Source organism: Paenibacillus sanguinis 2301083 = DSM 16941 (assembly GCF_000374825.1).
GTDB classification, from domain to species: domain Bacteria; phylum Bacillota; class Bacilli; order Paenibacillales; family Paenibacillaceae; genus Fontibacillus; species Fontibacillus sanguinis.
Genome location: NZ_KB895377.1, coordinates 432,689 through 458,460 on the forward strand (window position 1 = coordinate 432,689; position 25,772 = coordinate 458,460).

The 25,772-nt window shown below is 40.7% G+C and carries 29 protein-coding genes and 3 pseudogenes; 30 read left to right on the top strand and 2 right to left on the bottom strand.

Annotated features, from left to right (window positions below):
- Positions 1 to 43 precede the first annotated feature (43 nt).
- The 17 genes from ftsY (at position 44) to C557_RS0105595 (ending at position 13,638) form a co-directional block, all read left to right on the top strand.
- Positions 44 to 1,039 carry a signal recognition particle-docking protein FtsY gene (gene ftsY / locus C557_RS0105515; RefSeq protein ID WP_018750840.1) on the top strand — a complete coding sequence of 332 codons (996 nt, stop codon included), beginning with the start codon at positions 44 to 46 and terminating at the stop codon, positions 1,037 to 1,039.
- Between the two features lie 102 nt (positions 1,040 to 1,141).
- Positions 1,142 to 1,786 carry a PAQR family membrane homeostasis protein TrhA gene (trhA, locus tag C557_RS0105520; RefSeq protein ID WP_018750841.1) on the top strand — a complete coding sequence of 215 codons (645 nt, stop codon included), beginning with the start codon at positions 1,142 to 1,144 and terminating at the stop codon, positions 1,784 to 1,786.
- Between the two features lie 221 nt (positions 1,787 to 2,007).
- The gene (locus C557_RS0105525) at positions 2,008 to 2,361 is read left to right on the top strand and encodes a putative DNA-binding protein (RefSeq protein ID WP_018750842.1); all 354 of its coding nucleotides are present in this window, start codon (positions 2,008 to 2,010) and stop codon (positions 2,359 to 2,361) included.
- Between the two features lie 44 nt (positions 2,362 to 2,405).
- Positions 2,406 to 3,785, top strand: a complete 1,380-nt coding sequence (gene ffh, locus C557_RS0105530; protein WP_018750843.1) for a signal recognition particle protein — start codon at positions 2,406 to 2,408, stop codon at positions 3,783 to 3,785.
- A 61-nt stretch (positions 3,786 to 3,846) separates the two neighbouring features.
- On the top strand, positions 3,847 to 4,119 hold the full coding sequence (gene rpsP, locus C557_RS0105535; RefSeq protein WP_018750844.1) for a 30S ribosomal protein S16: 273 nt from the start codon (positions 3,847 to 3,849) through the stop codon (positions 4,117 to 4,119).
- 22 nt (positions 4,120 to 4,141) lie between these two features.
- Positions 4,142 to 4,372: a KH domain-containing protein gene (locus tag C557_RS0105540; protein WP_018750845.1), complete on the top strand. Its 231-nt coding sequence runs from the start codon at positions 4,142 to 4,144 to the stop codon at positions 4,370 to 4,372.
- Between the two features lie 114 nt (positions 4,373 to 4,486).
- The gene (rimM, locus tag C557_RS0105545; RefSeq protein ID WP_018750846.1) at positions 4,487 to 5,005 is read left to right on the top strand and encodes a ribosome maturation factor RimM; all 519 of its coding nucleotides are present in this window, start codon (positions 4,487 to 4,489) and stop codon (positions 5,003 to 5,005) included.
- A 1-nt stretch (position 5,006) separates the two neighbouring features.
- Positions 5,007 to 5,891, top strand: coding sequence for a tRNA (guanosine(37)-N1)-methyltransferase TrmD (gene trmD, locus C557_RS0105550; RefSeq protein ID WP_018750847.1), 885 nt, complete (start codon positions 5,007 to 5,009; stop codon positions 5,889 to 5,891).
- Positions 5,892 to 6,028: 137 nt separating this feature from the next.
- Positions 6,029 to 6,181 carry a hypothetical protein gene (locus tag C557_RS24850; RefSeq protein WP_154656144.1) on the top strand — a complete coding sequence of 51 codons (153 nt, stop codon included), beginning with the start codon at positions 6,029 to 6,031 and terminating at the stop codon, positions 6,179 to 6,181.
- A 478-nt stretch (positions 6,182 to 6,659) separates the two neighbouring features.
- On the top strand, positions 6,660 to 7,610 hold the full coding sequence (locus tag C557_RS0105560) for a tyrosine-type recombinase/integrase (RefSeq protein ID WP_240472923.1): 951 nt from the start codon (positions 6,660 to 6,662) through the stop codon (positions 7,608 to 7,610).
- Between the two features lie 174 nt (positions 7,611 to 7,784).
- Entirely contained in the window at positions 7,785 to 8,243 is a 459-nt protein-coding gene (locus C557_RS0105565; protein WP_018750850.1) for a DUF2262 domain-containing protein, read from the top strand.
- Positions 8,244 to 8,484: 241 nt separating this feature from the next.
- Positions 8,485 to 8,754: a hypothetical protein gene (locus C557_RS0105570; RefSeq protein WP_018750851.1), complete on the top strand. Its 270-nt coding sequence runs from the start codon at positions 8,485 to 8,487 to the stop codon at positions 8,752 to 8,754.
- 316 nt (positions 8,755 to 9,070) lie between these two features.
- Complete coding sequence (locus C557_RS24060) at positions 9,071 to 9,799, top strand: DUF4145 domain-containing protein (RefSeq protein WP_018750852.1); 729 nt, start codon at positions 9,071 to 9,073, stop codon at positions 9,797 to 9,799.
- 12 nt (positions 9,800 to 9,811) lie between these two features.
- Positions 9,812 to 10,720 (top strand): hypothetical protein, encoded by a 909-nt coding sequence (locus C557_RS0105580; RefSeq protein ID WP_018750853.1) that lies wholly within the window; start codon positions 9,812 to 9,814, stop codon positions 10,718 to 10,720.
- Between the two features lie 380 nt (positions 10,721 to 11,100).
- Complete coding sequence (locus C557_RS0105585; protein WP_018750854.1) at positions 11,101 to 12,396, top strand: IS110 family RNA-guided transposase; 1,296 nt, start codon at positions 11,101 to 11,103, stop codon at positions 12,394 to 12,396.
- A 400-nt stretch (positions 12,397 to 12,796) separates the two neighbouring features.
- A complete protein-coding gene (locus C557_RS0105590; RefSeq protein ID WP_018750855.1) occupies positions 12,797 to 13,054 on the top strand; it encodes a hypothetical protein in 258 nt (85 codons plus the stop codon).
- 44 nt (positions 13,055 to 13,098) lie between these two features.
- On the top strand, positions 13,099 to 13,638 hold the full coding sequence (locus C557_RS0105595; protein ID WP_018750856.1) for a hypothetical protein: 540 nt from the start codon (positions 13,099 to 13,101) through the stop codon (positions 13,636 to 13,638).
- Positions 13,639 to 13,887: 249 nt separating this feature from the next.
- Here C557_RS0105595 and C557_RS0105600 read toward each other — a convergent pair whose 3' ends face one another.
- The gene (locus tag C557_RS0105600; protein ID WP_018750857.1) at positions 13,888 to 14,175 is read right to left on the bottom strand and encodes a DUF6809 family protein; all 288 of its coding nucleotides are present in this window, start codon (positions 14,173 to 14,175) and stop codon (positions 13,888 to 13,890) included.
- Positions 14,176 to 14,328: 153 nt separating this feature from the next.
- On the opposite strand from C557_RS0105600, the gene C557_RS0105605 reads away from it, so the two are divergent.
- On the top strand, positions 14,329 to 14,550 hold the full coding sequence (locus C557_RS0105605) for a helix-turn-helix domain-containing protein (RefSeq protein WP_018750858.1): 222 nt from the start codon (positions 14,329 to 14,331) through the stop codon (positions 14,548 to 14,550).
- Positions 14,551 to 14,562: 12 nt separating this feature from the next.
- Here the strand turns inward: C557_RS0105605 and C557_RS23025 are convergent.
- Positions 14,563 to 15,729 (bottom strand): annotated as a pseudogene (locus tag C557_RS23025) (IS3 family transposase).
- 198 nt (positions 15,730 to 15,927) lie between these two features.
- On the opposite strand from C557_RS23025, the gene C557_RS0105620 reads away from it, so the two are divergent.
- The 12 genes and pseudogenes from C557_RS0105620 (at position 15,928) to C557_RS0105675 (ending at position 25,729) form a co-directional block, all read left to right on the top strand.
- Positions 15,928 to 16,593, top strand: coding sequence for a hypothetical protein (locus C557_RS0105620; RefSeq protein ID WP_018750860.1), 666 nt, complete (start codon positions 15,928 to 15,930; stop codon positions 16,591 to 16,593).
- 453 nt (positions 16,594 to 17,046) lie between these two features.
- Positions 17,047 to 17,863: pseudogene (locus C557_RS24065) on the top strand (transposase).
- A 475-nt stretch (positions 17,864 to 18,338) separates the two neighbouring features.
- A complete protein-coding gene (locus C557_RS0105630) occupies positions 18,339 to 19,010 on the top strand; it encodes a cysteine hydrolase family protein (protein ID WP_018750863.1) in 672 nt (223 codons plus the stop codon).
- A gap of 191 nt (positions 19,011 to 19,201) precedes the next feature.
- The gene (locus tag C557_RS0105635) at positions 19,202 to 19,537 is read left to right on the top strand and encodes a hypothetical protein (RefSeq protein WP_018750864.1); all 336 of its coding nucleotides are present in this window, start codon (positions 19,202 to 19,204) and stop codon (positions 19,535 to 19,537) included.
- Between the two features lie 326 nt (positions 19,538 to 19,863).
- Positions 19,864 to 20,259: a nuclear transport factor 2 family protein gene (locus C557_RS0105640; protein WP_018750865.1), complete on the top strand. Its 396-nt coding sequence runs from the start codon at positions 19,864 to 19,866 to the stop codon at positions 20,257 to 20,259.
- A gap of 60 nt (positions 20,260 to 20,319) precedes the next feature.
- Entirely contained in the window at positions 20,320 to 20,712 is a 393-nt protein-coding gene (locus C557_RS23035) for a GNAT family N-acetyltransferase (RefSeq protein WP_018750866.1), read from the top strand.
- 627 nt (positions 20,713 to 21,339) lie between these two features.
- A pseudogene (locus C557_RS24390) lies at positions 21,340 to 21,638 on the top strand (VOC family protein).
- A gap of 224 nt (positions 21,639 to 21,862) precedes the next feature.
- A complete protein-coding gene (locus tag C557_RS0105655) occupies positions 21,863 to 22,552 on the top strand; it encodes a DinB family protein (RefSeq protein WP_338048774.1) in 690 nt (229 codons plus the stop codon).
- A gap of 106 nt (positions 22,553 to 22,658) precedes the next feature.
- Positions 22,659 to 23,312, top strand: a complete 654-nt coding sequence (locus tag C557_RS0105660) for an MBL fold metallo-hydrolase (RefSeq protein WP_018750870.1) — start codon at positions 22,659 to 22,661, stop codon at positions 23,310 to 23,312.
- Between the two features lie 70 nt (positions 23,313 to 23,382).
- Positions 23,383 to 24,201, top strand: coding sequence for a DUF2785 domain-containing protein (locus C557_RS0105665; protein WP_018750871.1), 819 nt, complete (start codon positions 23,383 to 23,385; stop codon positions 24,199 to 24,201).
- Between the two features lie 425 nt (positions 24,202 to 24,626).
- Positions 24,627 to 25,103, top strand: a complete 477-nt coding sequence (locus tag C557_RS0105670; RefSeq protein WP_018750872.1) for a hypothetical protein — start codon at positions 24,627 to 24,629, stop codon at positions 25,101 to 25,103.
- A 65-nt stretch (positions 25,104 to 25,168) separates the two neighbouring features.
- Positions 25,169 to 25,729 (top strand): histidine phosphatase family protein, encoded by a 561-nt coding sequence (locus C557_RS0105675; RefSeq protein WP_018750873.1) that lies wholly within the window; start codon positions 25,169 to 25,171, stop codon positions 25,727 to 25,729.
- Positions 25,730 to 25,772 lie beyond the last annotated feature (43 nt).

Below are 25,772 nucleotides of genomic sequence, written 5' to 3' on the forward strand. Positions count from 1 at the left end.
CTGATATTTATTGGCGGGATCACATAAGGAGGGCTAACCCTGCATGAGTTTTTTTAAGAGATTGAAGGAGAGCATCGCTTCCAAGACGGAAACGGTAACCAAGCAGTTCCGGGACGGACTGGAGAAGAGCCGGAAGGGCTTTGTAGAGAAAGTCACGGATTTGGTAACTCGGCGCAAGAAAATCGATGATGAATTTTTTGAAGAGCTGGAGGAAATCTTGATTGGTGCGGACGTAGGTGTCAATACCGTGCTGAAGCTGGTTGATGAGCTGCGCCAAGAGGTCAAGCAGCGCCGTATTGAGGAACCTGCGGAATTGCAGCCGCTCCTGTCCGAGAAGCTGGTGGATTTGCTGCGCGGGGATGAAGATAACAAAATGCATCTTAGCTCTGATGGCATCAGCGTGATTTTATTTGTAGGCGTCAATGGCGTCGGCAAGACAACAACCATCGGGAAGCTGGCTCATTACTATAAGCAGCAAGGCAAGAAGGTGATCCTGGCAGCCGGCGATACGTTTCGGGCGGGCGCCATCGAGCAGTTGGAGGTCTGGGGTGACCGGGTAGGTGTGGATGTTATTCGTCAGCAATCCGGGTCCGATCCGGCGGCCGTGATGTTCGACGCGGTTCAGGCCGCCAAGCAGCGTGGGGCGGATATTTTACTCTGCGATACGGCAGGCCGCTTGCAGAACAAATCGAATCTGATGGAAGAGCTGAACAAAATTTATCGTGTTATTCAGCGGGAAATTCCCGGTGCTCCCCATGAGGTATTGATGGTGTTGGATGCGACGACAGGGCAAAACGCCTTGAGTCAGGCCAAGCTATTTGGCGAGAAAAGCGGTGTGACCGGACTTGTGTTGACCAAGCTGGACGGAACGGCAAAAGGCGGTATTGTTATCGCAATCCGTCAGGAGTTGAGTCTGCCTGTCAAGTTCGTGGGCCTTGGCGAGAAGGTTGAGGATTTGCAGCCGTTTGATTCAGAGCAATTTGTCCATGGCTTGTTCGCCGGACTTATTGCGGAAGAGGAAGAGTCGGAAAAAGCCTGAATGGGTATTGACCGGTTACTAAAAATATACAGCTAACGTATACTATAGGTATGAGCCTAATGAACGACATGGCAGGAACAGGAAGAAAGGAGGTAGAGCGAAATGGCCAATACGCATTCATTTAACCGCAGGGAAGAAGTTGCCAACGCCATTACTCATGGTATCGGAGCATTGCTCAGTGTGGCGGGGCTGGTGCTGCTGATCGTATTCTCCAGCCTCAAGGGAACAGCATGGCACATTGTCAGCTTTACCATTTACGGGGCTAGCATGTTGCTGCTCTACATGTGCTCCACGCTGGTGCATAGCTTTAAGGAAGGACGGCTCAAGGATCTGTTTGAGATTTTTGACCATTCCTCTATCTACATTTACATTGCCGGTACGTATACCCCATTTCTGTTAGTCGCAATTCGGGGTTCCTTGGGTTGGAGCTTGTTCGGGATTGTATGGGGGATTGCGCTGGGCGGTGTCATATTCAAAGCTTTCTTTGTCAAGCGATTCCTGGTGCTGTCGACGGTGTTCTACCTGATTATGGGCTGGTTAATTGTCATTGCCTGGGGACCGCTCACCGCTGCTATACCTTTTCAGGGCATAGCCTTGCTGGTAGCGGGTGGCATTGCGTATAGTCTGGGAACGATTTTTTATGTGTGGCGTGGTTTCCCTTACCATCATGCCATTTGGCATTTGTTCGTCCTCGCCGGAAGCATTACCCACTTCTTTGCGATTTTGCTGTATTTGCTGCCGCACTAAGCGAGAAGAACCGCTTATCTAGGGCTGGAATTGTTCGTGATTTAGCGAGCAGTTTGCCTTTGGAGAGCGGTTTTTTTGTTTATTTGAGGTACCCTTCAACCGTGAAAAATATCCATGCCAAGATGTTAAGGGAAAATACTTGACATCTTTTTCGGGTTTCTGTATTATAGGTGGAGTTGATGCGCTGTAAAGTGTTTTTCCTTGACGGAGGGAGTGCCCATATGAGTCAGGAGAATAGGCTTGAGAAAACGAATCGGATCAACCTTTTGTTCGACTTCTATGAAGCGTTGCTGACTGAGAAGCAGCAAACGTTCTTGAAATATTATTTTCTGGATGATTTTTCGCTGGGGGAAATTGCGGCGGAATTTGAGATTAGCCGCCAGGCGGTCTACGAGCATATCAAACGTGCCGAGGGCATGCTTGAGACGTATGAGGAGAAGCTGGGGCTGTTGAAGAAGCATGAGCTTCGGAGCGGTATGTTAGCCCGGTTGCAGCAAGTCATTGAAGACAGCACGATGTCTTCTGTCCATAAAGAACAGGCGGGAAATTTGCTTCGCGAGGCGGAGCAATTGTAAGATGGAGCTATAAGCGGAATTGTGACGAATGGAGGTGACGATATATGGCATTTGAAGGTTTGACAAGCCGATTGCAAAACGTGTTCAGCAAGCTGCGGGGCAAAGGAAAGGTATCGGAAGACGATGTAAATGAAGCGATGCGTGAAGTGCGCCTAGCTTTGCTGGAGGCGGACGTCAACTTTAAAGTCGTGAAGGAGTTCATCGCCAAGGTCAAGGAGAAGGCGATTGGCAAGGAAGTGATGGATAGCTTCACACCGGGCATGGTGATCATCGATATCGTCAACAAAGAGTTGACGGAATTGATGGGAGGAAGCCAAGCCAAGCTGGCTCGCAGCAATCGTCCACCGACGGTAATTATGATGGCGGGCTTGCAGGGTGCGGGGAAGACGACGACCTCTGCCAAGCTGGCCAAGCTATTGCTTAAGGATAACCATCGTCCGCTTTTGGTGGCGGGAGATATTTACCGTCCGGCTGCCATCAAGCAGTTGCAGGTACTGGGTGAGCAGATCAAGGTTCCGGTCTTCGCCTTGCCAGAGGGCAACAGTCCGGTAGAGATCGCGCGTCAGGCGTTGCAGCATGCCAAGGACAATGGAAATGATTACTTGCTGATTGATACCGCTGGCCGTCTGCATATTGATGAGGAATTGATGGAGGAGCTGCGGCAAATCCATGAGATTACTCAGCCGGACGAGGTATTGCTCGTAGTTGATGCCATGACAGGGCAAGATGCGGTAAACGTGGCGGAAAGCTTCAATCAACAGCTTAGTCTTAGCGGCGTTGTTTTGACCAAGCTGGATGGCGATACGCGTGGTGGTGCGGCCTTGTCGGTTAAGGCGGTGACCGGCTGTCCGATCAAGTTCGTGGCTTTGGGCGAGAAGATGGATGCCCTGGAGCCGTTCCATCCGGAACGTATGGCTTCGCGGATTCTTGGCATGGGTGACATGCTGTCACTGATTGAGAAGGCTCAGGCCGGTATTGATGCGGATAAAGCCAAGGAAATGGAACGGAAGATGCGGAATGCGGAATTTACGTTCGACGATTTCCTGGAACAGATGGAGCAGGTCAAGAAGCTTGGCCCGCTTGATCAGATCATGGATATGATCCCGGGCATGGGCAACATGAAGCAGATGAAGGATGTTAAAGTTGATGAAAAGCAGATGGGCCGGGTAGAGGCCATTGTGCATTCCATGACCAAGGAAGAGAAGCAAAATCCTGATATGATTAATCATAGCCGTCGCAAACGCATTGCTGCAGGCAGTGGAACGGTATTGGCGGACGTCAACCGACTGATCAAGCAGTTTGACGAAATGCGGCGGATGATGAAGCAGTTCTCCAGTATGATGGGGCCAAAGGGCAAGGGGAACAAAATGATGAAGCAGCTTGGCAAAGCTGGTGGCAAGGGGTTGAGATTTCCTTTCCGGTAAAGGCCTGTGAAGGGAAATGTAACTATACATGAAAGTGAATTCTTTAAAGGAGGTGAATTTCGTGGCAGTTCGTATTCGTTTGAAACGTATTGGTGCTCATAAAGCTCCTTTCTACCGCATCGTGGTGTCGGATTCCCGTTCCCCGCGTGACGGCCGTTTTATCGAGGAGATTGGTTACTATAATCCGGTTGCTGAGCCAGCAGTAGTCAACATCGATGAAGACAAAGCATTGAAGTGGCTCCAAGATGGTGCGCAAGCATCTGATACCGTTCGCAACTTGCTCAGTAAAGCAGGCGTGATGAAGAAATTCCATGAGCTTAGACAGCAGAAATAATTGCTGATTCGGAGGGTCGTAAATGGAACAATTAGTCGGCGTTATTGCGAAGGCTCTTGTTGATCATCCGGACGATGTCCGTGTGGAGGTTGTGGAGAAGGAGCATCTGGTTGTCTATGAATTGTCTGTGCATCCTGATGATGTAGGGAAGGTCATTGGCAAGCAGGGAAGAATCGCCAAGGCGCTCCGCACGGTTGTGGCATCGGCAGCCGTCAAGATGGATAAGCGGGTCACCGTCGATATTCTATCTTAAGGGACTTTTTGATCACTCAAAAAGATATACGAAAGCGGGTTAGGATGTTTGTCCTAGCCCTTTTTCGTACATGCTGAAACATGAAATGACGGTTACATGATTAGGGAGGGTATTATGTCTGATTCTTTATTGTCTGTAGGAAAAATTGTAAATACACATGGAATTCGTGGCGAGTTGAAGGTGCTGCTGCAAACGGATTTCCCGGAGGTGCGGTTCGCGCCGAAACGGCGTCTGATTATGGTTCACCCGGATACAGGGGAGCAGTCTACTGTAGTGGTGCGTTCAGCGCGGCCGTATAAGCAAATGTATATCGTACAATTTGCTGAATTTTCCAATATTAACGAAGTGGAGAAGTTCAAGGGGTGTGAACTGAAGGTGCCTAAATCCGAGACCGTAGAGCTGCCGGAGAATGAATATTATTTCCATGAAATTATTGGCTGCCGGGTTGTTAGCGACGAAAATGAGGATTTGGGTGAAATTATAGAGATCTTGCGGCCGGGAGCCAATGATGTCTGGGTGGTGAAGCTGCCGTCAGGCAAGCAATTGCTGTTGCCGGTCATTGATGATGTGGTTCTGGATGTGAACATTAAGGACAAGTTGGTCCGGGTTCATCTGATGGAAGGACTGCTGTAGCATGCGGGTGGATGTATTGACTTTATTCCCCGAGATGTTTGCTGGTGTATTTGGCAGCAGCATTCTTGGCAAAGCGCAGGAGAAGGGGATTGTCTCTTTGAATGCTGTTAATTTTCGCGAATACGCGGGGAACAAGCACGGCACAGTGGATGATACGCCTTATGGCGGCGGCGGGGGGATGGTGCTTAAGCCTGAGCCGATCTTCCGCGCTGTGGAGGCTGTGTTGGGTGAGGGGAACCAAAGTACACCAGCAGAGGAAAATCCCAAGACCTCTAAAGACAAAGCTGGAATTGAAGCAGGGGCCGAGACCGGGGAAGGTTGGTCTGAGAAAGTCTTGGAAGGACGGAAGAACCTGTCCGAAGCAGGTTCCTCGTCCGCGTCAATAAAGCGGCCCCGCATTATTTTGATGTGTCCCCAGGGAGAGACCTTTACGCAGCGAAAAGCCGAGGAGTTGGCGCAAGAAGAGCATCTGGTGTTCATCTGTGGACATTATGAGGGATATGATGAACGAATTCGCGAGCATTTGGTGACTGACGAAATCTCGATTGGCGATTATGTACTGACGGGTGGGGAACTACCGGCCATGGTGGTTATTGATAGCGTGGCCCGGCTGCTGCCGGGAGTGCTGGGCAATGAAATGAGCGCCGTCACGGATTCATTCAGCACCGGGCTGCTGGAATATCCGCATTATACCCGGCCCGTTGATTTTCGCGGCTGGCAGGTGCCTGACATCCTGCTCAGCGGGCATCATGCCAATGTTGCCGACTGGCGACGGAAGGAAGCACTCCGCCGCACCTGGCAGCGCCGCCCCGATCTGCTTAAAGAAGTGGAGCTCTCTGCGAAGGAGCAGAAGTGGCTGGAGGAGCTTCAGCAGGAATTAGATTAATCGTATCGTATAGCGCGGAGACGGGGAAAATAAGTGTCATCATTCTGCTTGTTGTTGCATATCATGCAAAGTTGGGTAATAAAACAATGTATGATCTCAAGGCAGCAAGGAGGATACGAAATATGGATTTGGAACACATGTACGAACCAGACGAGAAGCAGATGACGCCGGACGACGAAGGGCTGCACGGAAGCGACACGGCGGCGGGCCTGCAAAAGGAAGCCCGGGAGTCCGACCAACAACTGCTGACCGTAGATGACATTATTAGCTTCTATAGCCAAGGGCACTAGCCTGAAATAGATCAAGCATCAAGCAGACTGAGCAGACCAGAAAAATACAATATAGACTATTTGAAGCTAGATGGATAGGTATGGATTTTTATGAAGTGAGCAATAAAAAGAGCTAGTTGGGTATTTAGCAGATCCGAAAGCATCGGAAGCGATTTTCTTTTCCATAAGGGAAAGGGGATCGCTTTTTTGTTTAGGCTAGTGTCTTTAGGCGTAGTTTAGCAGCAGGGTTATATCCCAAGAGAGAACCCGTTGGATGGGTGGTCATGATTATATTGCAGGAAGCCAGGCAGAAAAATAATTCTATTATGCAGGAAGCGAGGTCAAGATCATGATAGAACTTAGAAAGTTGAATGCGGATTCACTAGGCATTAAGCTGCCTTACCACCCAGAGCATGTTGTGTTCATTCGGAAAATTCAGGGTAGACGGTGGGATCCGAATCGGAAGCTGTGGATTATTCCGTATAAGGAGTCAGCCATTTTGCAATTGCTGGAAATGTTTCCGAGAAATCTGATTTGGCTGGAACCTGGGCTGGTAAAGGAGTGTGAATGGTTTAATGCATTTGAAAAAAACTTAAGGAATCAAAAGAGGGGTTATCGTAATGCTCTGATTGAAGAGTTGAAAAAGCGTGGCTATAGCAGTAAGACGGTCAAAGCCTATTGCAGTCAGATAAAGCGATTTATCGACTCACTCCCGCCTGATGCGTCCGAGATCAGCAGTGATGCTGTTCAAAAATATTGTTTGGCTCTATTAGCCAAGCACATCTCTCATTCCAGTGTAAATCAGACGATTAGTGCAATTCGCTTCTATGCTAAATACGTATTAAACAAGCCAATGGATGAAATTCAGTATATTCGCCCTAAGAAGCAGCATATCCTGCCCAATGTTTTATCAGAAAATGAGGTCATCCGGCTACTAACGTGCCTAACGAATCTCAAGCATCAAGCTGTTTTATACCTGACTTATTCTTCGGGGCTAAGAGTCAGCGAGGTGGTTCGGCTACGTCTCGCGGATTTGGATACGGAACGACAGACCTTGCGTGTCCGGCAAGGTAAGGGGATGAAGGATCGAATGACTCTCTTATCTCCAACGGCTATGAGCGTGGTGCAAGCTTATATGATTCAGTTTCAACCTGAAGAATGGTTATTTCCAGGTCAACGTTCCGAGCGCCATGTGACGGAGCGTACTGTCCAAAAGGTTTTTGAAAATGCAAGAAGACGGGCAGGAATAGTTAAAAAGGTAAGTGTTCACTCGTTGCGTCATTCATTTGCAACTCATTTGCTTGAGGGCGGAACCGACCTCCGCTATATTCAGGAACTGCTAGGTCATCAGAGTGCTCGTACCACTCAACGATATACACATGTCAGCACAAAAAACATACAGCGTATTCAGAGCCCGCTTGATCGGCTGGAACTGAAGGATAGAGACTAGCACTGGATAAAATATACTTCGTCAATTCCTCTAAATGGATTATACTTGAAGCAGATCGGATAATTACCGATATGTGGCATATATACGAAGTTCAGATAAAAGACGTTATGTGAAAGATCAGCAAGGAAATGATAAAGCTAAGCTTGGGAAGTTCTCATTTGAAAGGAAACCTGGATGGAAAAGATAATTAGGGTGAACGGAATTGGACATTTTAAGTATAGCACTGAACTAAAATCATACATAAATATTGAGGGGAAAGTGCATTGGACACTGGAAGTTAAAGATGAAAGTACTGACATTGACAAATTAATAAGGAAAGCTGAATTGTTGTTTATCGAATTTGAGAGATTCGAGAAGGCGGCAAAAATAAAAATAGCTGAAGAGATGATAGATTTTAAAAATGATTTTTGGCCAGAATATGATGAGAATGATGTTGAGCTAGACTGGGATGCTGTAGATGCGGGAGACTTTGACATAACAATTGAAGATTTTGTTAAATTGATTAGTTTGATAGAATTAGAGATTCGATCCAATGAAATTTATTGTGAATATTTGGATGGGGGAATGTTTGGGGGACACAGAATCCATGCTTACTTTAGCTATGATTATGAGCTTATTAAATCAGAATTATAGACGTGACATGTAGTTCGAAGAGGGCTGGTCCATCACATAACACCGCATTCACGCGTCGGGGCATTCGCCCCTTGGTCCGCGAGAAGTATTTTCAGGGAAGTAGAATCAGCGGACAACCCTGCACCGGCTAAGTCTGACGACCCGCGCTACGCGCTTAAGCCGGTGAGGGTTCGTGAATGCCTGAACGTTATGTGAAAGACTGGAAAAGATCAATAATATATAAAACAGAAGGAAAAAAGAGATGAAACCAAAAACATTTACTTCGATAAAGACAATCATAGATCAGTGGGATTCGGCAGAACTCCTTGCTATACATTGTCCACAAGACGAGTATGATTCAGAAATTAAAAAGTTAACCCTATATATACAATCGAATGAAAGTCTAAATGAAAAGGAGTTTGGAAAATACATATATAAGATCTTAACAGAATACTTAGGGAATCAATTTCAAGAGACGGAAGAAAGATGTTTAGAGATAAGTAAAAAAATATTAGAGAAAGTATGTAAATAATATTGAGTGTGCACGCAGAGAAGACCAGTCCTTCACATAACACAGTATTCACGCTACGGGGCTATCGTCCCTTGGTTGTCGGATGTATAATCATGGAAGAAGCTCAGACAACAAACGCCCCAGCCTAAGATAAGAGCTATCTAAGGTTGGGGTGTTTCGCGAATACAAGAACGTTAAGTGAAATTGCTGCAAGTAACATTACAATAAGTTACCTCAATAATATTGCATCTATATATGCTAAATATTATATAGTATAATGGCCTGTGAGAGTTAATAAACTACATTGTACCCAATATTAGTAGTTAGGGAGAGTGTTATGAATCTTAATCAATACATAATAACTGTAAATCTAGCAGAAAAAACAGAATTGGAGAAAGTACGTTTACTTGCCTTTTTTCTTAATTTTACTGAAAATGCTACTTCATTCTCCCTTGACAATATTATAAAAATACTAAAAGAAATAGGTCATCCTATCTCAAATGTATCACGAATCAAAAGTTACCTTTCTAAATCAAAAGATTTTAAAAAGATTGGAAAAGGAACTGAGTACATGATAACACCTACAATTAAGCAAAAACTACAAGATGAAATTGGACCTATATTTAATAACATCGAAGAAGTTATATCTTCGAGTGAAATACTTGACGAAGCCTTGTTTTTGGGGAAAAGAGGATTTATAGATAAACTCGTTAAACAAATTAATAGTAGCTATAAGAATAATTGTTATGATGCTTGCGCAGTACTTATGCGGAGGCTTTTTGAAATTTCTTTAATTCTTGCGTATGAAAGTAAAGGAATTCAAGATCAAATTAAGGATGGACACGGTGATTATGTAATGCTTGAAAGAATTGTAACAAACGCTAATCAGAATAAAACTTTAAATATATCAAGGTCACGTAAAGAATACGATTCAATTAGAGATTTAGGGAATTTTGCTGCACATAAAATACACTTTAATACACGAAAAAGTGATATTGATGACATAAAACAAACTTATCGTGTCTGTCTTGAAGAATTATTTTATATTTCAGGATTAATACACTAGGAGGAGATAAGCTTGACAAATAAAATTCGTATTAAATTAGGACTTATTGAATTTGAAGCAGAGGGAGATAGTGAACTAATTGAAAGAGAAAGAGAGCAATTTTTTAGCTTATTGCCAACTGCTATAAGTGCTGTTTCTCCTATCGTTTCCCCTAGTCCTCAGATATTAGAAATGGTACAAGATATTACGGGAGCATCTGATACTCCTGCTTTGACTAATACCTCGTCCAACAATAATATTATTTCCTACGATTCAATAGCTGCCTTTTTAAAAATTAAATCATTTAGCAAAGAAGTGGAAAGAGTTTTGGGTGTTGCCTATTTTTTAGATCAAATAGAAGGCATCAGTCCTTTCACAGTTAAAGATATCGAGGCTAAATATACTGATGCAAGAATTTCAAAACCCAAAAATATAAGCGATGCTATCAACAAAAATATAACTAAAGGATATCTTGGTGAAACAAAAGAAAAGAAGGATGGCCTTAAATCATTCTATGTATTAACCTCTGGAATTGAATGGTGTCAAGATTATACTCCTTCAGAAACCACAACACCTGTAAAGAAATCACCAAAGAGCCGGAAGGTTGCTTCGGAATCTAGTTTACTAAATATATCTTTGGACGAACTTAACTTGGAGAAGTATGGTGATGTTTCCTCTTTAGAAAAGTTTATCGATCAGCTATTGGTTGTAATGTTGATATACTCAAGAGAGAAGGGGATTGAATACTTCTCATATGAAGATATAGTAGCAGTCTTTAAAAATAAGTTTAGGCTTCCTGCAACTGAAAGACAGGTTCAGTATTCATTTGATAAAGGGGGCACTATGTTTGACAAAAAAATAGAAAAGAAAAGGGCGTTTCACAAACTATTGTCAAGCGGAATAAAAGAGGCTGAAAGAATAGTTGCTCAACATAATATCTGATAACTCTACTCCCACAAATTAAGTGTGATAATACTATAAAAAGTTATTTTATTCAGTGTATTCAAAGATGGCAGTAACATCACTTAACAATGCATCTACGCAGCGGGGCTTTCGCCCCTTGGTTGTCAGAAGCTAAGTCATAGAAGAGTATTCAGACAACACACGACCCGGCCTAAGATAAGAGCTATCTAAGGTCGGGTCGCGTCGTAGATACGACAACGTTATGTGAAACTTCAAAAACTAATAAATTGATACAAGTATATAAAAGAAAGGAGCCATTCCTGTAATGAATTAATTTGAGGTTTGAATGAAAAAAGCGCCAACTGTATACTGGGAAACGTTCCGTCCAAAGAACAATTCCAGCACAGGAGGCACTCTATATGAAGTATAAGCAATCGAAGAAACAGAATCAACGGATTACACGAATTTCCGACAAGACCCTTGTCGTAGGCGCAGACATCGCCAAAGAAACCCATGTGGCCCGCGCCATAGATTTTCGAGGGATTGAACTCGGAAAGGATTGTGTGTTCACCAATACTCGTACCGGATTCGAGCAACTGGTTCAGTGGATGAAGGAGCTTCAGCAGGAACATACCAAGAGTGACGTCCTCTTCGGTATTGAGCCCACCGGACACTACTGGTTCAACCTGGCAGAGTATTTGGGACAACAGGGCATTCCTTTAGTCATTGTCAATCCACATCATGTGCACAAGAGCAAGGAACTGGAAGATAACTCACCGACGAAAAACGACTATAAAGATGCAAAAGTCATTGCCGATTTAGTACGAAATGGGAAGTACAGCGAGCCGAAACTACCGACGAGTATTTACGCAGATCTGCGAATTCTCATGAATCTTCGAGAGAAGATCATGGTCAATTTCGGACAGGTGCAAAGGCGGGTACAGAACTGGCTGGATCGCTTTTTCCCAGAGTATCGGCAGGTATTTAAGGATTGGGAAGGCAAAGCCTCGCTAATTACGCTGGGTGAGTTTCCGACGCCTGGTGAAATTGTAGAGCTAGGCTCAGAAGCCATCGTTCAGCGGTGGAAGAAAGATGTGAAACGAGCTGTAGGCATTAAACGAGCCCAGCATCTCATGGAAATGGCTAGTCGGTCTATGGGTCTAACTGAAGGGCTTCCTGCAGCAAAAATCGAGATTAAAACGCTTCTGGAGCAGTATGAAATGTTCGCCAGGCAGCTTGAAGAAATTCTGAGCGAGGTCGAACGGCTCCTAATGCAAATTCCGGGCACGAAAGAGATGCTTACGGTGCCTGGCGTGTCTGTAGTCACCTTGGGGGGATTCCTTTCAGAAGTAGGGAATCTAAACGGTTATGAGCATGGACAGCAGATTATTCGGCTGGCCGGACTGAACCTCAAAGAGAATAGTTCTGGGAAGAAAAAAGGCAAGTCCAGCATTACTAAACGTGGACGCGCACGTTTAAGGGCTCTGCTATTCCGGGCGGTCATGCCCATGGTAGCAAAAAACGCGGAATTCAAGGCATTGCACCAGTACTTCACGAGGCGAAGTCAGAATCCACTGAAGAAAAAGCAATCCCTCGTGGCCTTGTGCGGGAAACTCATACGTGTCCTGCATACGCTAGGCACCAAGCAAATTCCTTACGATGCAAACGACGTATTAGGGCCGGTACGTCGGACCCAGTTACAGATGGTAGCCTAAGAACAACCGGATTCACGTTTCTCACCGGAAGGAAAGAACCAAGACAAAGGAAGCACGGAGCAGCCGTAGGAATCTATTCCATAAGGGCAACGACCCTGTAAAGGAGCAAAAAGCGGCGTCCACCTCTTGAGAGGCCGAACGAAGGAATGTAAGGGCAGCGACCCCGCGTGACATGGGAGGGTAAGCCGTCAAGAGTCAGGTGTGGATATCCAAGTGCGATCACAGGAACGATCTATGTGTTGGAGACAACTTCCTCCAATCTCTATTCCCGCCACCGGCTCTGCCAGAAAATAATGTCACTCTTGCATGACTTCTCCATCTCTCGAAATGTCTATGGTTGAAAATCTAAGAACGAGTGAGTAAACAAGAGAAAATATTAATTTATAGTGGGAGGAAAAAAATGAAAGAAAAAGCTGTATGGGCAGAACCTGAAAACTTCATGATGGTATTCCGCTGTACAACCCAGAAATATGCTGAAAATTTCCTCAATAATGGACAAATCAAATTTAGTACGCCAAGTTCATGGGTGAAGTACGCTTTTGAAAAAGGAGAAGGACGGGGAGATAAGTTAGAGGGTACAATGGCGACTTTTCATGTACTTGATGTTGAACGAGGAATTGAATTGAATCAAAAATACGAAAATATACTGACTTATTAAGAGTTCCGGTTGGACCACGTGTTTACTTAAAGAGTTCTCGTGATATGGAATTGCCATGCTTTTGCTTTTATATTTTAAAGCAAAGTATGTTTGATTCTCCTGAAGAAGAAGGAAAACATAGATTAACAACAATGATACCAGACTCCTATTTCAAAGACTTTATGGACAACCTTGATCCTGAAGAAGTAGAAAAATTGGATGAAAAGGACAAACCTTCAGTTATTTTTATACATGACTATAAAGAGTTTGAAAAAAGAATTATTTCTTCTTTAATGCGATTGGGCCTACAACGAGAAGAAATAATCGTATCACGCATATCTTATTTTGATTTTGATAAATATGGTGAATACGGGTGGTGGGATTTTGGGCAAAGAATGCCTAATGAATTGACTATAAAACATACAAGATTCCAGAATCAAAGTGAAGCTAGAATAATTATAAATACAGATAATGAAAATGTGAAAAAGATTTTAGAAAGGCCTATTGAGATTGGTTCATTGAAAGATATCGCGACAGTAAGTAATACCTATCTTCATGGAGGAATGTCTGTAGAGATAACAGTGGACGTAGAAGCATTAGAATAAGTAATCGTAGTATATTTAGATAATGAATCTAACATATTATCATTTAAAAGCATTATGAAGTTTACTATATTATTAAAATCATGATGCTAATTCATAGAAGAAATGAACATCCGATAACATAATATTCACGCTGCGGACATCCGTCCTTGGCCCGGCATTCGCCGGGCACCTGGCATGTGCCAGGTCGTGAATACAGGAACGTTATACGACAGAATTAAAAACAATAGAAAAAGAGGGTCATATAACCCTCTAAATACTAGAATTTTGCAATTCACTAAATAGTTGTAGAGCATCTTTGAAACCTTGTATGTAGATACTTCTTTCTAAGATGGTTTGGAGAGAGAGTTGTGCGTCTTCGTAAAGAAAAACCGTATGCTGAAGCTGATCAGGCAAAGCATCACGAAGTGATTTAAAATGTTGATTTGTCTCCGAAGAAAGCTGAGAGTACTCCTTATGACCCTCCATAAGCTCGGCATAGAGTAGTTCTAAACGTATTCTTACGAGCGGTTCTGTTAATGATTCTAACGAATTGTACATATGCGATTCCTCCTTTGGTTAACTCTATAGAGTTATTATATAACCTCACAAAGTTAATTACAAGGTGAATATTTGACTTTATAGAGTTAAATGTCCTCTTTTCATTGATGGTTAGTAATAGAGAAGATAAGATAGAATTATGGAGGGGAAAAGATGAATGTAATCAAGTGCAATATACGAGAACTCATGGCAGAACATCGTATAGATGATATAACAGAATTGATGGCGAAATCGGGATTGAGTAGGAATTCAATTAATAAACTTTATAGAGAGACAAATATAGAAACAACAAAGCTTGAAACCTTATTTAAGTTATGTGATACATTCAACTGCAAATTATCTGATTTAATTGAATATGAACCTGGAGATAGCTAATAATTTTTGAATTCAAGAATTAAATTTCCTGAATAATAAATATTGGATTGTCAACAGTAAATCAGACAGCTTTTTTAAGGGCCTCTTGGCATACTGAACAGGTGTCATGTATCCCAGTGTTCCGTGAATACGATGCTTATTAAACCAGTTGACGTAATCATATAGCTCGATCTCCAAATGACGAAGGCTCTGATATTCCCTGGTTCACGAACTCGGTTTTCATCACCTTGAAGGTGGCTTCCGCTACGGCGTTGTCATAAGCACAGCCTTTCATGCTAAGAGAACGACCGATTTCAAAGGTTTCCAGAAGCTCATCCATCTTTTCATTGTTAAACTCGCTGCCTCGGTCAGTATGAAACCACTGAATGTGACGCAAATCCCCCTGTACCGTAGCAAAGGCGCGGGAAATCAGAGCAGCGTCCTTATGTGGACCTGCACTATGACCGATGAGCTCTCGATTGAACAGGTCGATGAGCACACAAATGTAATGCCACTTGTTTTGGACTTTGACATACGTAAGATCGCTGACGACAAAACGTTTGACTTCGGTCTCCTCAAATTCACGATCCAGCACATTTGTTGTTGTCGCTTCATTACAAGCCGTTTTGTGGGGCTTATACTGGGCTACAGTATATGTGGAAATCAGACCTTGCTCTTTCATAATCCGGCCAATGCGGCGTCTGGACACGACGAGTCCGCGTTCGTGTAGCTTGGCTTTGATCTTTCGGGTGCCGTAGGCTTTGCGGTTCTTATGGAAGATTTCCACAATGGCTGCGCTCAGCTCATCTTCATTCTTTTCTTCCTTCGTCTCATAGTAGAACGTGCTTTTTGCGATTTGCAGGACGCCGCACATTGCTGATACCGAGTATTTATCACGGTTATTCTGGATGATAGCTACTTTCGTCCCATGATCAGCGCGGCTTGCTTTAGGATGTCAACCTCCATTTGGAGACGTTGGTTTTCTTTTCGTAAAGCGAGGAGTTCATTTTCTTCGGGAGAGCGGTTGTCCTTTTCCTTGAAGGAGCCTGTTTTCTTGGATTGCTTGATCCAGCGGTCTAAAGCAGAAGCCGTGAGGTCATATTCCTCCACAATCGCTGCTCTGGGTTTTCCGTTCTCATAGAGCTGCACCATTTGCTTTTTGAACTCGCTTGTAAACGTTCTTCGTTGTTGTTTGGACATTGTAGAGATCCGCTCCTTAGCTTGATAGGTTTATTCTACAAGCCCTTATTTTTTCTGTCCAACTAAGTGTAGACGATCTATATTCATGCTCCGGCTCTTAAAGGAGCCGGGGCCGTTGCACGTATTTCGGAAAGTAATTTAGCATAAAAATCTATAGTACCTAAAGAAATATTATAAGAAATTGTTCTTGAGGGGGGCTTGGAAATCATTCAAGAATGTGAATTTGATATTAATGATGATTATGTGGAATTTTATTCGTGCTTTTTGGGTGATGAAGAACAGGCTCTATGTCTGATAAAAAGGTGCTATAAAATCACTGAGGTTGATGTTAGACCAAGAAGAATAGTTAACAATATAGCAAGGCTAATAACACTTGCAGATGATCAAATGAAAATCAGAGGCGGGAGATATGGCATTCAGATATTCTTTTGGATGGTATGCGTAGAAGCTATTTACAACATATCTAAGCCATTAAACCCAAAAAAGGATAAGATCACTACTATAAGAAAGTTCTTTAATGAATCTATTTTAAGAGAAGATCAGTTATTTATTTTGGATCATATCACTCGTTCAATTGTTGATTACCGATGGAATTATACAAAGCATTTACATATGAATATTATTGCGAATATCTTTTATTTTGTCCGAAATGATTTTGTTCATGAGGGATCCTATTCCAATTTCCACTTTAAAAGCGAGGATTCTAGCACAACTATAATGAATTCAATTGTTTTGAAGGAATTTAAAGACGATGTATTTGAAGAAAGAATATACGATGTAAACGTTACTTATAGTCAAATGAGGGACATAATTATAAGAGGTTGCATTAATTTTCTTAACAAGCATTTAGAATCATTTGAATAATTGATTGGAAATGAGAAATCTACTTTAATATCACATTCACACCTCTTTGCGGCAACCCTTGAGAAGTATTAAAAGCGTCTAAAATTTCCTAAGTAGGTTCAATTTTGTGAAAAAGGTTGGGTGAAAAGACTAAGAAGGAGTGATTAAAATCTATACCCCACATTCTTGCAAACGCCGAATTGCGGTTTAGCCCTTTGAATAATACGAATGATCCGAAAGAATCAAAAGATTGGGAGTTCAATTACAGGATTGATTCAAATAATCGAGATGCAGATTTTCCGCCAATAGCTGATTTATTTAAAGTTAAGCTGCAACAACACTGTAAAGTTGTTTGCTTTACTAGAGATGAGATGGCGTAAAATAAGCTGTGTACCAAGATTTGGAGCCTAGTCAGGCAACAAAAAAGTAGGGTATTCTCGGGATTACGACACCACCAAGAAGGGACCCTACTTGATGACTATTGTACCCGAAAATCTAATGAATAATCTATTTGAAAATCTTGTCACCCAATTTGTCAAAGATAACCTGGAATCTATTTTGAAGGCAGAAATCCAGCAATTCATGACCAGTGAAGAGGCTGGGAATCACAACAGCCGTAATGGCTACTACACCCGTAATTTGCACACGAAATATGGAAATATAGAAGATCTAGCCGTTCCTAGAGACCGTCAAGGAGCTTTTCAAACACAGTTATTTGAGCCCTACCAACGACGCGACGGATGGCTGGAAGAGGCGGTCATTCAGATGTACAAATCAGGCATGGGTACCCGAGATGTCGCCCGATTCATAGAAAGTATGTTCGGCAGCCATTACTCCCCTACCACCGTCAGTAACAATACCGCAACGGTGCTGGGAGACATTCACCAGTGGCAAAAGCGTCCGCTGCAAAAACGCTATTCTGTCATCTACCTGGATGGCCTGTACGTCAAACTCAAGCGTGGGACTGTTGGAGCTGTACCCGAAAGAAATGCAGTCCTGGGAGGAACAGCTATCCACGTTACTGACGTTCTATATGTACCCGGCGCTGATCAAGGAGGTGATCTACACCTCCAATCCGATTGAGCGAATGAATAAGGAAATCCGAAAGCGCCTAAAACCCATGAACAGCCTCACCAATATGGACGCAGCAGAGAAAATTGTCTACCTCGACGTGATAGACTACAATGAACGTTTTGCTGAACGAGTCATTCGCGGTTTCGGTGATGTAGAGGTAAAGAAGAAACTGAATGAGAGGGGTTCCCCCGCCCCAAAGAACATCCACACCCCATAACGAATACCCGAGAAGTTACTCTCTACTCTTTTACACAAACTTCTTGACGCTACCTTATAGTTGAAGAAAAGCGTAATGAGAAAATAAATATTTTAATAAAGAAGAATATCAAAATCGATAAATTATTTTTTGTAAAAAAGGGAAAGTGGCACATTCCTGAAAGAGAAGATACTGTGCTTTTCGATCTAGGATGGTATCCCGATTCAGATTTCAATGGACATTATTGTCTGCAAGTTGTTGATGGGAACTGGAATGAAATTAAAAGTATTTCTTCTAAAGATCGTTTTTTAATAAAAGAGACACTCGAACAATGGTTGGAAGAACATCAAAAAATATAGTTGAAGTTTATTATGCAACTCAAAGAAGCCACTGACTCCACATAACAATATATTCACGCTGCGGACCATATGTCGGGTCGTGAATAGGGGAACGTTATATGCAATTGGGGCAAATTTGATACAGAAAGGTTGATTAGATGATGAGTAATTACACAGACCCGAACTTTAAAAAATGCGCGATCATTACTATCGATACTCAGAACGATTTTTGTTTACCAGGAGCTGTTGCAGAAATTGCAGGCACAGTTAATGTACTGCCACACATGAAGCGAGTATTGGATGTATGTAGGAGTAGAAATATTCCTATTATGCATGTAATTCGATTATATAAGAAAGATGGCTCGAATGTTGACATTTGCCGTCGAGAATTAATTGAGAAAGGTGTGCCAATTGTAACACCAGGATCTATGGGAGCAGATTTAGTTGAAATGATTAGCCCACAAAATTCAGTTCAGATAGACGACGAAGGGCTGCTCCAAGGAAGAATTCAATTAATCGCAAATAATGAATGGGTAATGTATAAGCCAAGATGGGGGGCATTTTATCAAACCGATTTAGAAGTATTTTTAAAAGAGAAGAATATAGATACGCTAATCTTTCTCGGGTGCAATTTTCCGAATTGTCCAAGAACGAGTATATATCAAGCAAGTGAAAGGGACTTTAAGGTGGTCATGGTCGAGGATGCTATATCAGGTGTTTATGATAAGGGTATTCATGAAATGATTAATATAGGAGTTAAAGTAACAAAAACAGAGGAACTTATTAGACAATTTGCAAGCGCATACGAAGAAGGCCCCAACAGCATATAACAACGTTATTCACGCATCGGGCCATTCGGCCCTCGATCCGGCAGAAGTTTGAAGTGATTCGGTGGGGCGTCGTGAATACAAGAACGTTATAGGAAATTACCTGAAATCCATGACTAATAAAAAGAGGGAACATACTATGGGAGCATGGACACCTATTAACTCTAATAATAATGAAAAAGATAAACTTGTAATTGAACCTGGCAATAAAATTAGGAATGACTAAAACTGAGGTAGATGAAGTCATTCAATACTACAAGAAGGAGTATGAAGAAGGGACGAACTACTTCAATATTTTTGAGAATGCTTTTAACGTCGAATATGACGATAGCGGAAAAGTGAAATTTATTCAAAGCTTAAATCGTAGTTCTCAACATGAAACAGACGGAGAAACTCAATATATTTTTGCAAATATCGGGCTGAGCTTATGGCGTCCTTCAGTGTTTACCGAAGAAACTATGAAAGAAGACTGGTTTAAGGAAATGAGTAAAGAAAATCAGGAACAAGAAATGCGGTATTTCTTCTTTTAGAATCAATTTACTGAACAAATTGCGAAAACCAATTTCAATAATTGTGATTGAGCCAGTAATCTCTAAAGATTTACATGATCGATTAATAGACAAATCTATAAGACTAGAAGTAAATTCAGAGAAGGCTTGCATATCACCTAACACAGTATTTACGCTGCAAGGCTATCGCCCTTTGGTTACCAGATGTATAATCATAGAAGAAGCTCAGACAACAAACGCCCCAGCCTAAGATAAGAGCTATCTAAGGCTGGGGCGTTTCGTGAATATGGGAACGTAATACGCAATCAGGTATATAGATAAACTAGTAATTTAAGGAGGAGAATTTTTTGAATCGAGATGAAGCTGTTGAAAAGATTAACCTCTACTTTGAAGCATGGGTTGAGAAGAACTTCAAAAAATTTGAAAAATTGGTTCATGAAAATGCAATTGTCAGAGAATGCAATGGTGGAGTAATAGAGGGGAGAGACGAATTGCATCGGTGGTTTAAAGAATGGAATCAAGGTAGTAACAGGGTCATCTATTGGAAAATCAACTTTATTGGGTATGACAATGAACTGATTTCTGCATTTGTGGAGTGGGAATTCAAGTGTATTTATGCGGGGATAGAATATGAATGGTGTGGCTCTAGCATAGTGAATTTCAAAGATTCATTAATTATAGAAATAAATGAATACGAAATGAAATATGAGAAATTCTATCCTTATAGATGTATGGAAAGTTGAAGCAAGATATATGGGAACGTAATACGCAATAAAGAAGCACATCCAATCAAAGGAAATAAGGTGGACACTATTAAGATTGAATTAAGAGCATTGTCTGAAAATGATGACATTGAGATCTATGAAATGATAAGAGAAATTGGTCTTGGTGAGAATGGATTTACTACCAATTTACCAGAAGGGTATGTATTTCAAACGATATATTGGATGTTTGTTGATGATAGGCCGGTGGCTTATGGAAAGCTGAAACATCAATTAAATGAAAGATTGAAAGAATATGGAGGTCATATTGGGTACATAGTGAGACCAACTGAAAGAGGAAAAGGATACGGAAAGGCTTTCTTATCTGAGCTAATGAATGTAGCAAGAAATATTGGGCTAGATGAATTGTTAATTACATGTGATGAAACCAATGTTAGATCAAGAAAAGTAATAGAAAGTAAGGCTCTATCTTAAAATTAGTGGTTGACGCCTAGCCTCCAATGCAGCGGAGGGTCAAAATCATTATATTAATGTAGGTAGTAAATCTTCGTATTTGTTCTAAATCATTTTAGGAGTGTAGCCATGGGATCCCCAATCAGAATTATGTTGACTGGTATTGCTTTGATAATTCTCGGTGTGTTCTTTCTCATTGATACGGAGAATGACTTGAATGAATATGCATATATTTTTGAAGTTATTGGGATTTTGTTAGTGTTATTCGGACAGTTCAAAGAAGGGATTATGAGGCTAATTGATAGGAATTAATTTAGATAGATGCGATTTACCTTGCACATTGTCCTGTTTAGAAGTTTTGCATTGATGGTACCTGAGGATTAAAAACATATAGTTTTTGATCTGTTACTTCGATGAAGTAGTGGGATTTTTTGATTGAATGTATGGAAATAGGTGGTTCCATGTCAAAGATCAAATTGTCGCCACCGCTAATTGTGTTTCTCATTTATCATCCCGCAGACCACCCTGCACTGGCTAAGTCCGTCGGACCCGGGGCTAACGCTCGTTAAGCCAGTGAGGGTTCGTAAATACACGAACATTATACGAAACTACTGAAGATATTATTTTAAATCCATAGAAGGAGATACTATGAAACTTGATCGGATAAATCATCTATGTTTTTCAGTTTCCAATCTTAACCAATCGATTATATTTTATGGCAAGTCTTCGAGGCCAAATTGCTAGTGGTAGGTCGAAAGCTTGCTTATTTTGATTTGAATGGCTTATGGATAGCCCTAAACGAAGAAGAGAATATACCTAGAAATGAAATTAAAGAATCATATACTCATATCGCTTTCTCTATTGCAGAATTTGAATTGCATACAGGACAACTCGAAGATCGATTGGAATACTATAGAAAGACTAAAACACATATGAAATTCTATTAGTAAGTACGTTCAACCACTTATTTTTTGGAGCCGTAAACTTATATGCATTTACTTCAACAGACCCTTCTGCTTTATCAAAAAATTCAGAGGCCGTAGGTGAATTTAATGATAAATTGACTTCGTATGACGTCGTGAATACAGGAACGTTATAGGAAATCAGCGTAAAGCAGTAAAACAGAAAAGTCCAATAAATAAATTTTAATAAAGGACGGATGATTTTGGACGTGAACCAAAGAAAGCATTGGAATGAAAATCATAAGAAACTAACCAATATTATTCTAAAATCAAGTGAACATCAGAATTCAATAGAACTTTTCTTGAGTCAACATAGTCTGTTACATTCATCAGAAATGAGCAATTCACCCGTTGCTACTCTTGAAGATGATTTATTAAAGGATTTATTGGAGGAATCCTGCCGTAAGTATCCTGTCACAGTACCTGATACACGGAACTCTATTGTATGGCATATGTGGCATGTTACCCGTATTGAAGATATGACGATGAATATTCTCGTAGCTGAAGGTAATCAAGTATTACACACCGATCATTGGGCTGAGAAACTTAAAGTAGATTATCAGCATTCGGGAAACGAAATGACAGAAATTGAAATTGCTGATCTAAGTGAGAATATTGATGTACATGCGTTATTGGAATATCGCATCCAAGTAGGACGAAAAACTCGAGAAATTGTATCTCATTTGTTGCCAGGTGAATTTAGGAACAAAGTAGATGCAAGAAGAATTAATATTCTTAAGGAGCAAAATGCGGTAAAGAAGGAAGCCTCTTGGTTGCTTGAATATTGGGGAAACAAGACGATAGCTGGATTAATACTAATGCCTGCGACAAGGCATATATTTCTGCATTTGAATAAATCGATCCGAATCAAACAAAGAATTCAAAAAAATAAGGGTTAAGAAGCTCAGACAACAAACGGCCCAGCTTAAGATAAGAGTTGTCTAAGGCTGGGGCGTTTCATGAACACATGAACGTTAACTAAAATAACTAAAAGGATGAAAAACTATGAACATTAAACAGATTAGTAATAAACACGTTTTATTTTGCAGTAATCAATTTTTTGATTTGAATATCCATTTAATCTTGGGGGCTAAGAATACTTATTTAATTGATACTGGTTTAGGTTCTGATTTTGTGCAGCCTGTTGTCGATTACATAAAGCAAGTCGCTAAACCCTTAATTATTATTAATACTCACTATCATTGGGATCATGTTTTTGGAAACAATAGATTTAAAGATTGCTTAATCATTTCTCATCAACTTTGTAGAGATATTATTGATAAAGAATGGGACATGATGGTTAATAAACATTCAAAATCCAGTATGGGAGAGGTAAAAAAATGCCTCCCTAATTTGGTATTTGAAAATGAGCTATTTTTTCCAGAAGATAAAATAAGATTAATTTATACACCAGGACATACAATTGACTCTATAAGTGTCCTGGATGAAGAAGAAAAAGTAATTAATGTTGGAGATAATATTGGAGATAAGATGGAGGAGATTATTCCGGTTCTGTTCTGTGACAAAAAACACTTTAGAAAAACTATAAATCTATATAAAAAATTAGATATGGAAACATGGATATCAGGCCATAATACTGTATTAAAAAAGGATGTAATTGAAAGAATAGAAAAACAATTAGAATTATTAGTAGAGTGATTGGAGAAGTCAGTTACAAATACAAGAACATTATCGAAAATTTGAGTAATTGCAAATAAGGAGAACAAAGATGAATAACATTAAAGAGACCCTTCAACAAATAAGAGATAATAATTACATAATTCCAAATGAAATTAGCATTGAGGAATTAATCATAGAAATGATGAACCATATTGGGGCAATAGATAGCGAACTGAGGGATAACCTTATTTATAATACATTTAATCATTGGATTGTTAATAAGAAAATGAGTGCTGGGTTAGTCAAACGAATACTTTATACGGCTCTAGACGATGAACATTTGTTTTATGGTTTGGACGAAGGTCATAACGATAAAGTCTTCACACGAACTTTTTCCATTCTACTGGTGCCCTTAGCATTAGAATATAATGAGTCCGTTCTTTTTTTATCAAAGCAAGATTTTGAGTACATATACTCCAGGGTTTATGGCTATTTTACCCTTGAGCAGGATCTAAGAGGATACATAGAAGGTAAGGGATGGGCGCATGCAGTTGCACATACGGCCGATGCATTAGAATCCCTAGTTGCCTCTTCTTATTGTTCCGTGGATCATTGTATTGAGGTTTTGGACTTGATTAAAAAGAAGTTCTGTAATTATTCATATGCTTTTATTAACAGTGAGGATGACAGAATTGCAGAAGTAATAGTTCGGATTATAAGACGTGATATTCTAAGGAAGGGATTTATGTCCGACTGGATTGAACAACTCAGTGTTGTTGAATATATCGGCAGCTATCCTGAAGATGAAATATTACGAACTAACGCAAAAAATTTATTAAGAAGCATCTACTTTAAACTAATCATCCATGATGCAAATTTATATAAGGATGTTACAACTACAATTATCAGGGTGATGAAACACCTGTAAGATAGATATAGTCTCCCCAGGAATCTTTTTATGACTTGCTAGTTAAAAGCAATGTATTGACAAGAACGCAAGCGGAGCAAGATTATTCTCAAAAACTAAAATATCTGAGAGAAAATGATACGTTTTTTAAGATAACAAATTAAGAGAATTTATTTCGTGAAGACCGAATGTCTGTTGCTTTAAAAGCAGCAGGCTTTTTTATTTTCGTAGCGGCATGTCCAAGTATTTGTGAAACGATGGCCTAGTATAACACGGTATTCGCACATCAAGGCTATCGCCCCTTGGTTGATCAGATGTATAATCATGGAAGAACACATAGACAACAAACGCCTCAGCCTAAGATAAGGGCGATCTATGGCTGGGACGTTTCGTGAGTACAAAGACGTTATCGGAAATCAACCTAACATATTACGTGGAGGGACTCAGTGAAGAAAAAAGGAAAAGTAGCATTAAGCTGCATTATCATTGTTGCGACTATATATCTAATCTATGATTTTTATCGCCCCAAGCACATTGAAGTAAACCTTAATAGCACCATTTACTCGATAGATTCTAAGTTAGAAAGGCAAACGGCTATTTCAATAATTGGAGAACATCACAAAAAACTCTTTGGCAATGACATCTTGATAGGTAAGATGATCGTAGATAAGGATTTAACATATGAAATAAAACTTAAGAGAGAAGACAATAGGTATTTTGAGATACTGACCAAGAAAAATAATGAGTTTCATGTAATAAATACGATTGGCTCAATTATAACATCAACTGATTTTGACCGAGTATGGCTTCAATTGGACGATATAAATGAGAAATATAACCTTGTTGAGGGGTATGTGTCAGGGCCTGCCAAAAATATAGAAGAAGCAAATGATATTGCAAGAAGTATCATTGAAGGATATTAGTACCGTGAATAGAACGTTATGAAATCACAGTAAACTGTCCATAAAAGCGACACGAGGAGGTCTGTATGAAAACAATTATTTATATGGTTAGGCATGCTGAATCACCATATGATGAAGGAAATGACAGAACAAGAGGTCTTACCGCAAAGGGGAAGGTAGATGCAGAAAGGATATCGAAGTTACTTATTGGTGAAGGAATAGACATAATAATTTCAAGTCCATATTCAAGAGCGATATTAAGTATTGAGGGATTGGCTCAGCAACTAAACTTGGAGATAAAAACAATTGAAGATCTGAGAGAACGCCATTTTTCTCCAGATAATAATATTGATTTAATGGATAATATTAGAAATAACTTCTACAACCCTGAATATACCTTGCCAGGTGGGGAATCTAACATAGATTGCCAGAAAAGGTCCATTGCAGTATTGAAAACTATACTTAAAGAACACAAAGGGAAGAAAGTAGCTATTGGAACACACGGCCTTGTAATGACTTTGATGATGAACTATTTTGATTCAGATTATGGTTTGGATTTCCTAAATCAATTAAAGAAACCGGATATCTATAAAATGCAATTTGAGGACTTAAAACTAGTAGAAGTAACAAGAATGTGGGATGAATAGTTTTGTGCAGGTTTATTGAAAAAAGACTGTGACATCCAATAAC

Bases quoted from the DNA above. Each gene is read 5' to 3' on its own strand.
- C557_RS0105595 (WP_018750856.1), top strand. From the start codon at position 13,099: ATGGAATTGCCATGCTTTTGCTTTTATATTTTAAAGCAAAGTATGTTT.
- trhA (WP_018750841.1), top strand. From the start codon at position 1,142: ATGGCCAATACGCATTCATTTAACCGCAGGGAAGAAGTTGCCAACGCC.
- C557_RS24060 (WP_018750852.1), top strand. From the start codon at position 9,071: ATGAATCTTAATCAATACATAATAACTGTAAATCTAGCAGAAAAAACA.
- ftsY (WP_018750840.1), top strand. From the start codon at position 44: ATGAGTTTTTTTAAGAGATTGAAGGAGAGCATCGCTTCCAAGACGGAA.
- rimM (WP_018750846.1), top strand. From the start codon at position 4,487: ATGTCTGATTCTTTATTGTCTGTAGGAAAAATTGTAAATACACATGGA.
- C557_RS0105630 (WP_018750863.1), top strand. From the start codon at position 18,339: ATGATGAGTAATTACACAGACCCGAACTTTAAAAAATGCGCGATCATT.
- C557_RS0105585 (WP_018750854.1), top strand. From the start codon at position 11,101: ATGAAGTATAAGCAATCGAAGAAACAGAATCAACGGATTACACGAATT.
- C557_RS24850 (WP_154656144.1), top strand. From the start codon at position 6,029: ATGTACGAACCAGACGAGAAGCAGATGACGCCGGACGACGAAGGGCTG.
- C557_RS0105590 (WP_018750855.1), top strand. From the start codon at position 12,797: ATGAAAGAAAAAGCTGTATGGGCAGAACCTGAAAACTTCATGATGGTA.
- C557_RS0105525 (WP_018750842.1), top strand. From the start codon at position 2,008: ATGAGTCAGGAGAATAGGCTTGAGAAAACGAATCGGATCAACCTTTTG.
- C557_RS0105600 (WP_018750857.1), bottom strand. From the start codon at position 14,175: ATGTACAATTCGTTAGAATCATTAACAGAACCGCTCGTAAGAATACGT.
- C557_RS0105665 (WP_018750871.1), top strand. From the start codon at position 23,383: ATGAATAACATTAAAGAGACCCTTCAACAAATAAGAGATAATAATTAC.
- ffh (WP_018750843.1), top strand. From the start codon at position 2,406: ATGGCATTTGAAGGTTTGACAAGCCGATTGCAAAACGTGTTCAGCAAG.
- C557_RS0105570 (WP_018750851.1), top strand. From the start codon at position 8,485: ATGAAACCAAAAACATTTACTTCGATAAAGACAATCATAGATCAGTGG.
- C557_RS0105675 (WP_018750873.1), top strand. From the start codon at position 25,169: ATGAAAACAATTATTTATATGGTTAGGCATGCTGAATCACCATATGAT.
- trmD (WP_018750847.1), top strand. From the start codon at position 5,007: ATGCGGGTGGATGTATTGACTTTATTCCCCGAGATGTTTGCTGGTGTA.
- C557_RS0105660 (WP_018750870.1), top strand. From the start codon at position 22,659: ATGAACATTAAACAGATTAGTAATAAACACGTTTTATTTTGCAGTAAT.
- C557_RS0105540 (WP_018750845.1), top strand. From the start codon at position 4,142: ATGGAACAATTAGTCGGCGTTATTGCGAAGGCTCTTGTTGATCATCCG.
- C557_RS0105605 (WP_018750858.1), top strand. From the start codon at position 14,329: ATGAATGTAATCAAGTGCAATATACGAGAACTCATGGCAGAACATCGT.
- C557_RS0105565 (WP_018750850.1), top strand. From the start codon at position 7,785: ATGGAAAAGATAATTAGGGTGAACGGAATTGGACATTTTAAGTATAGC.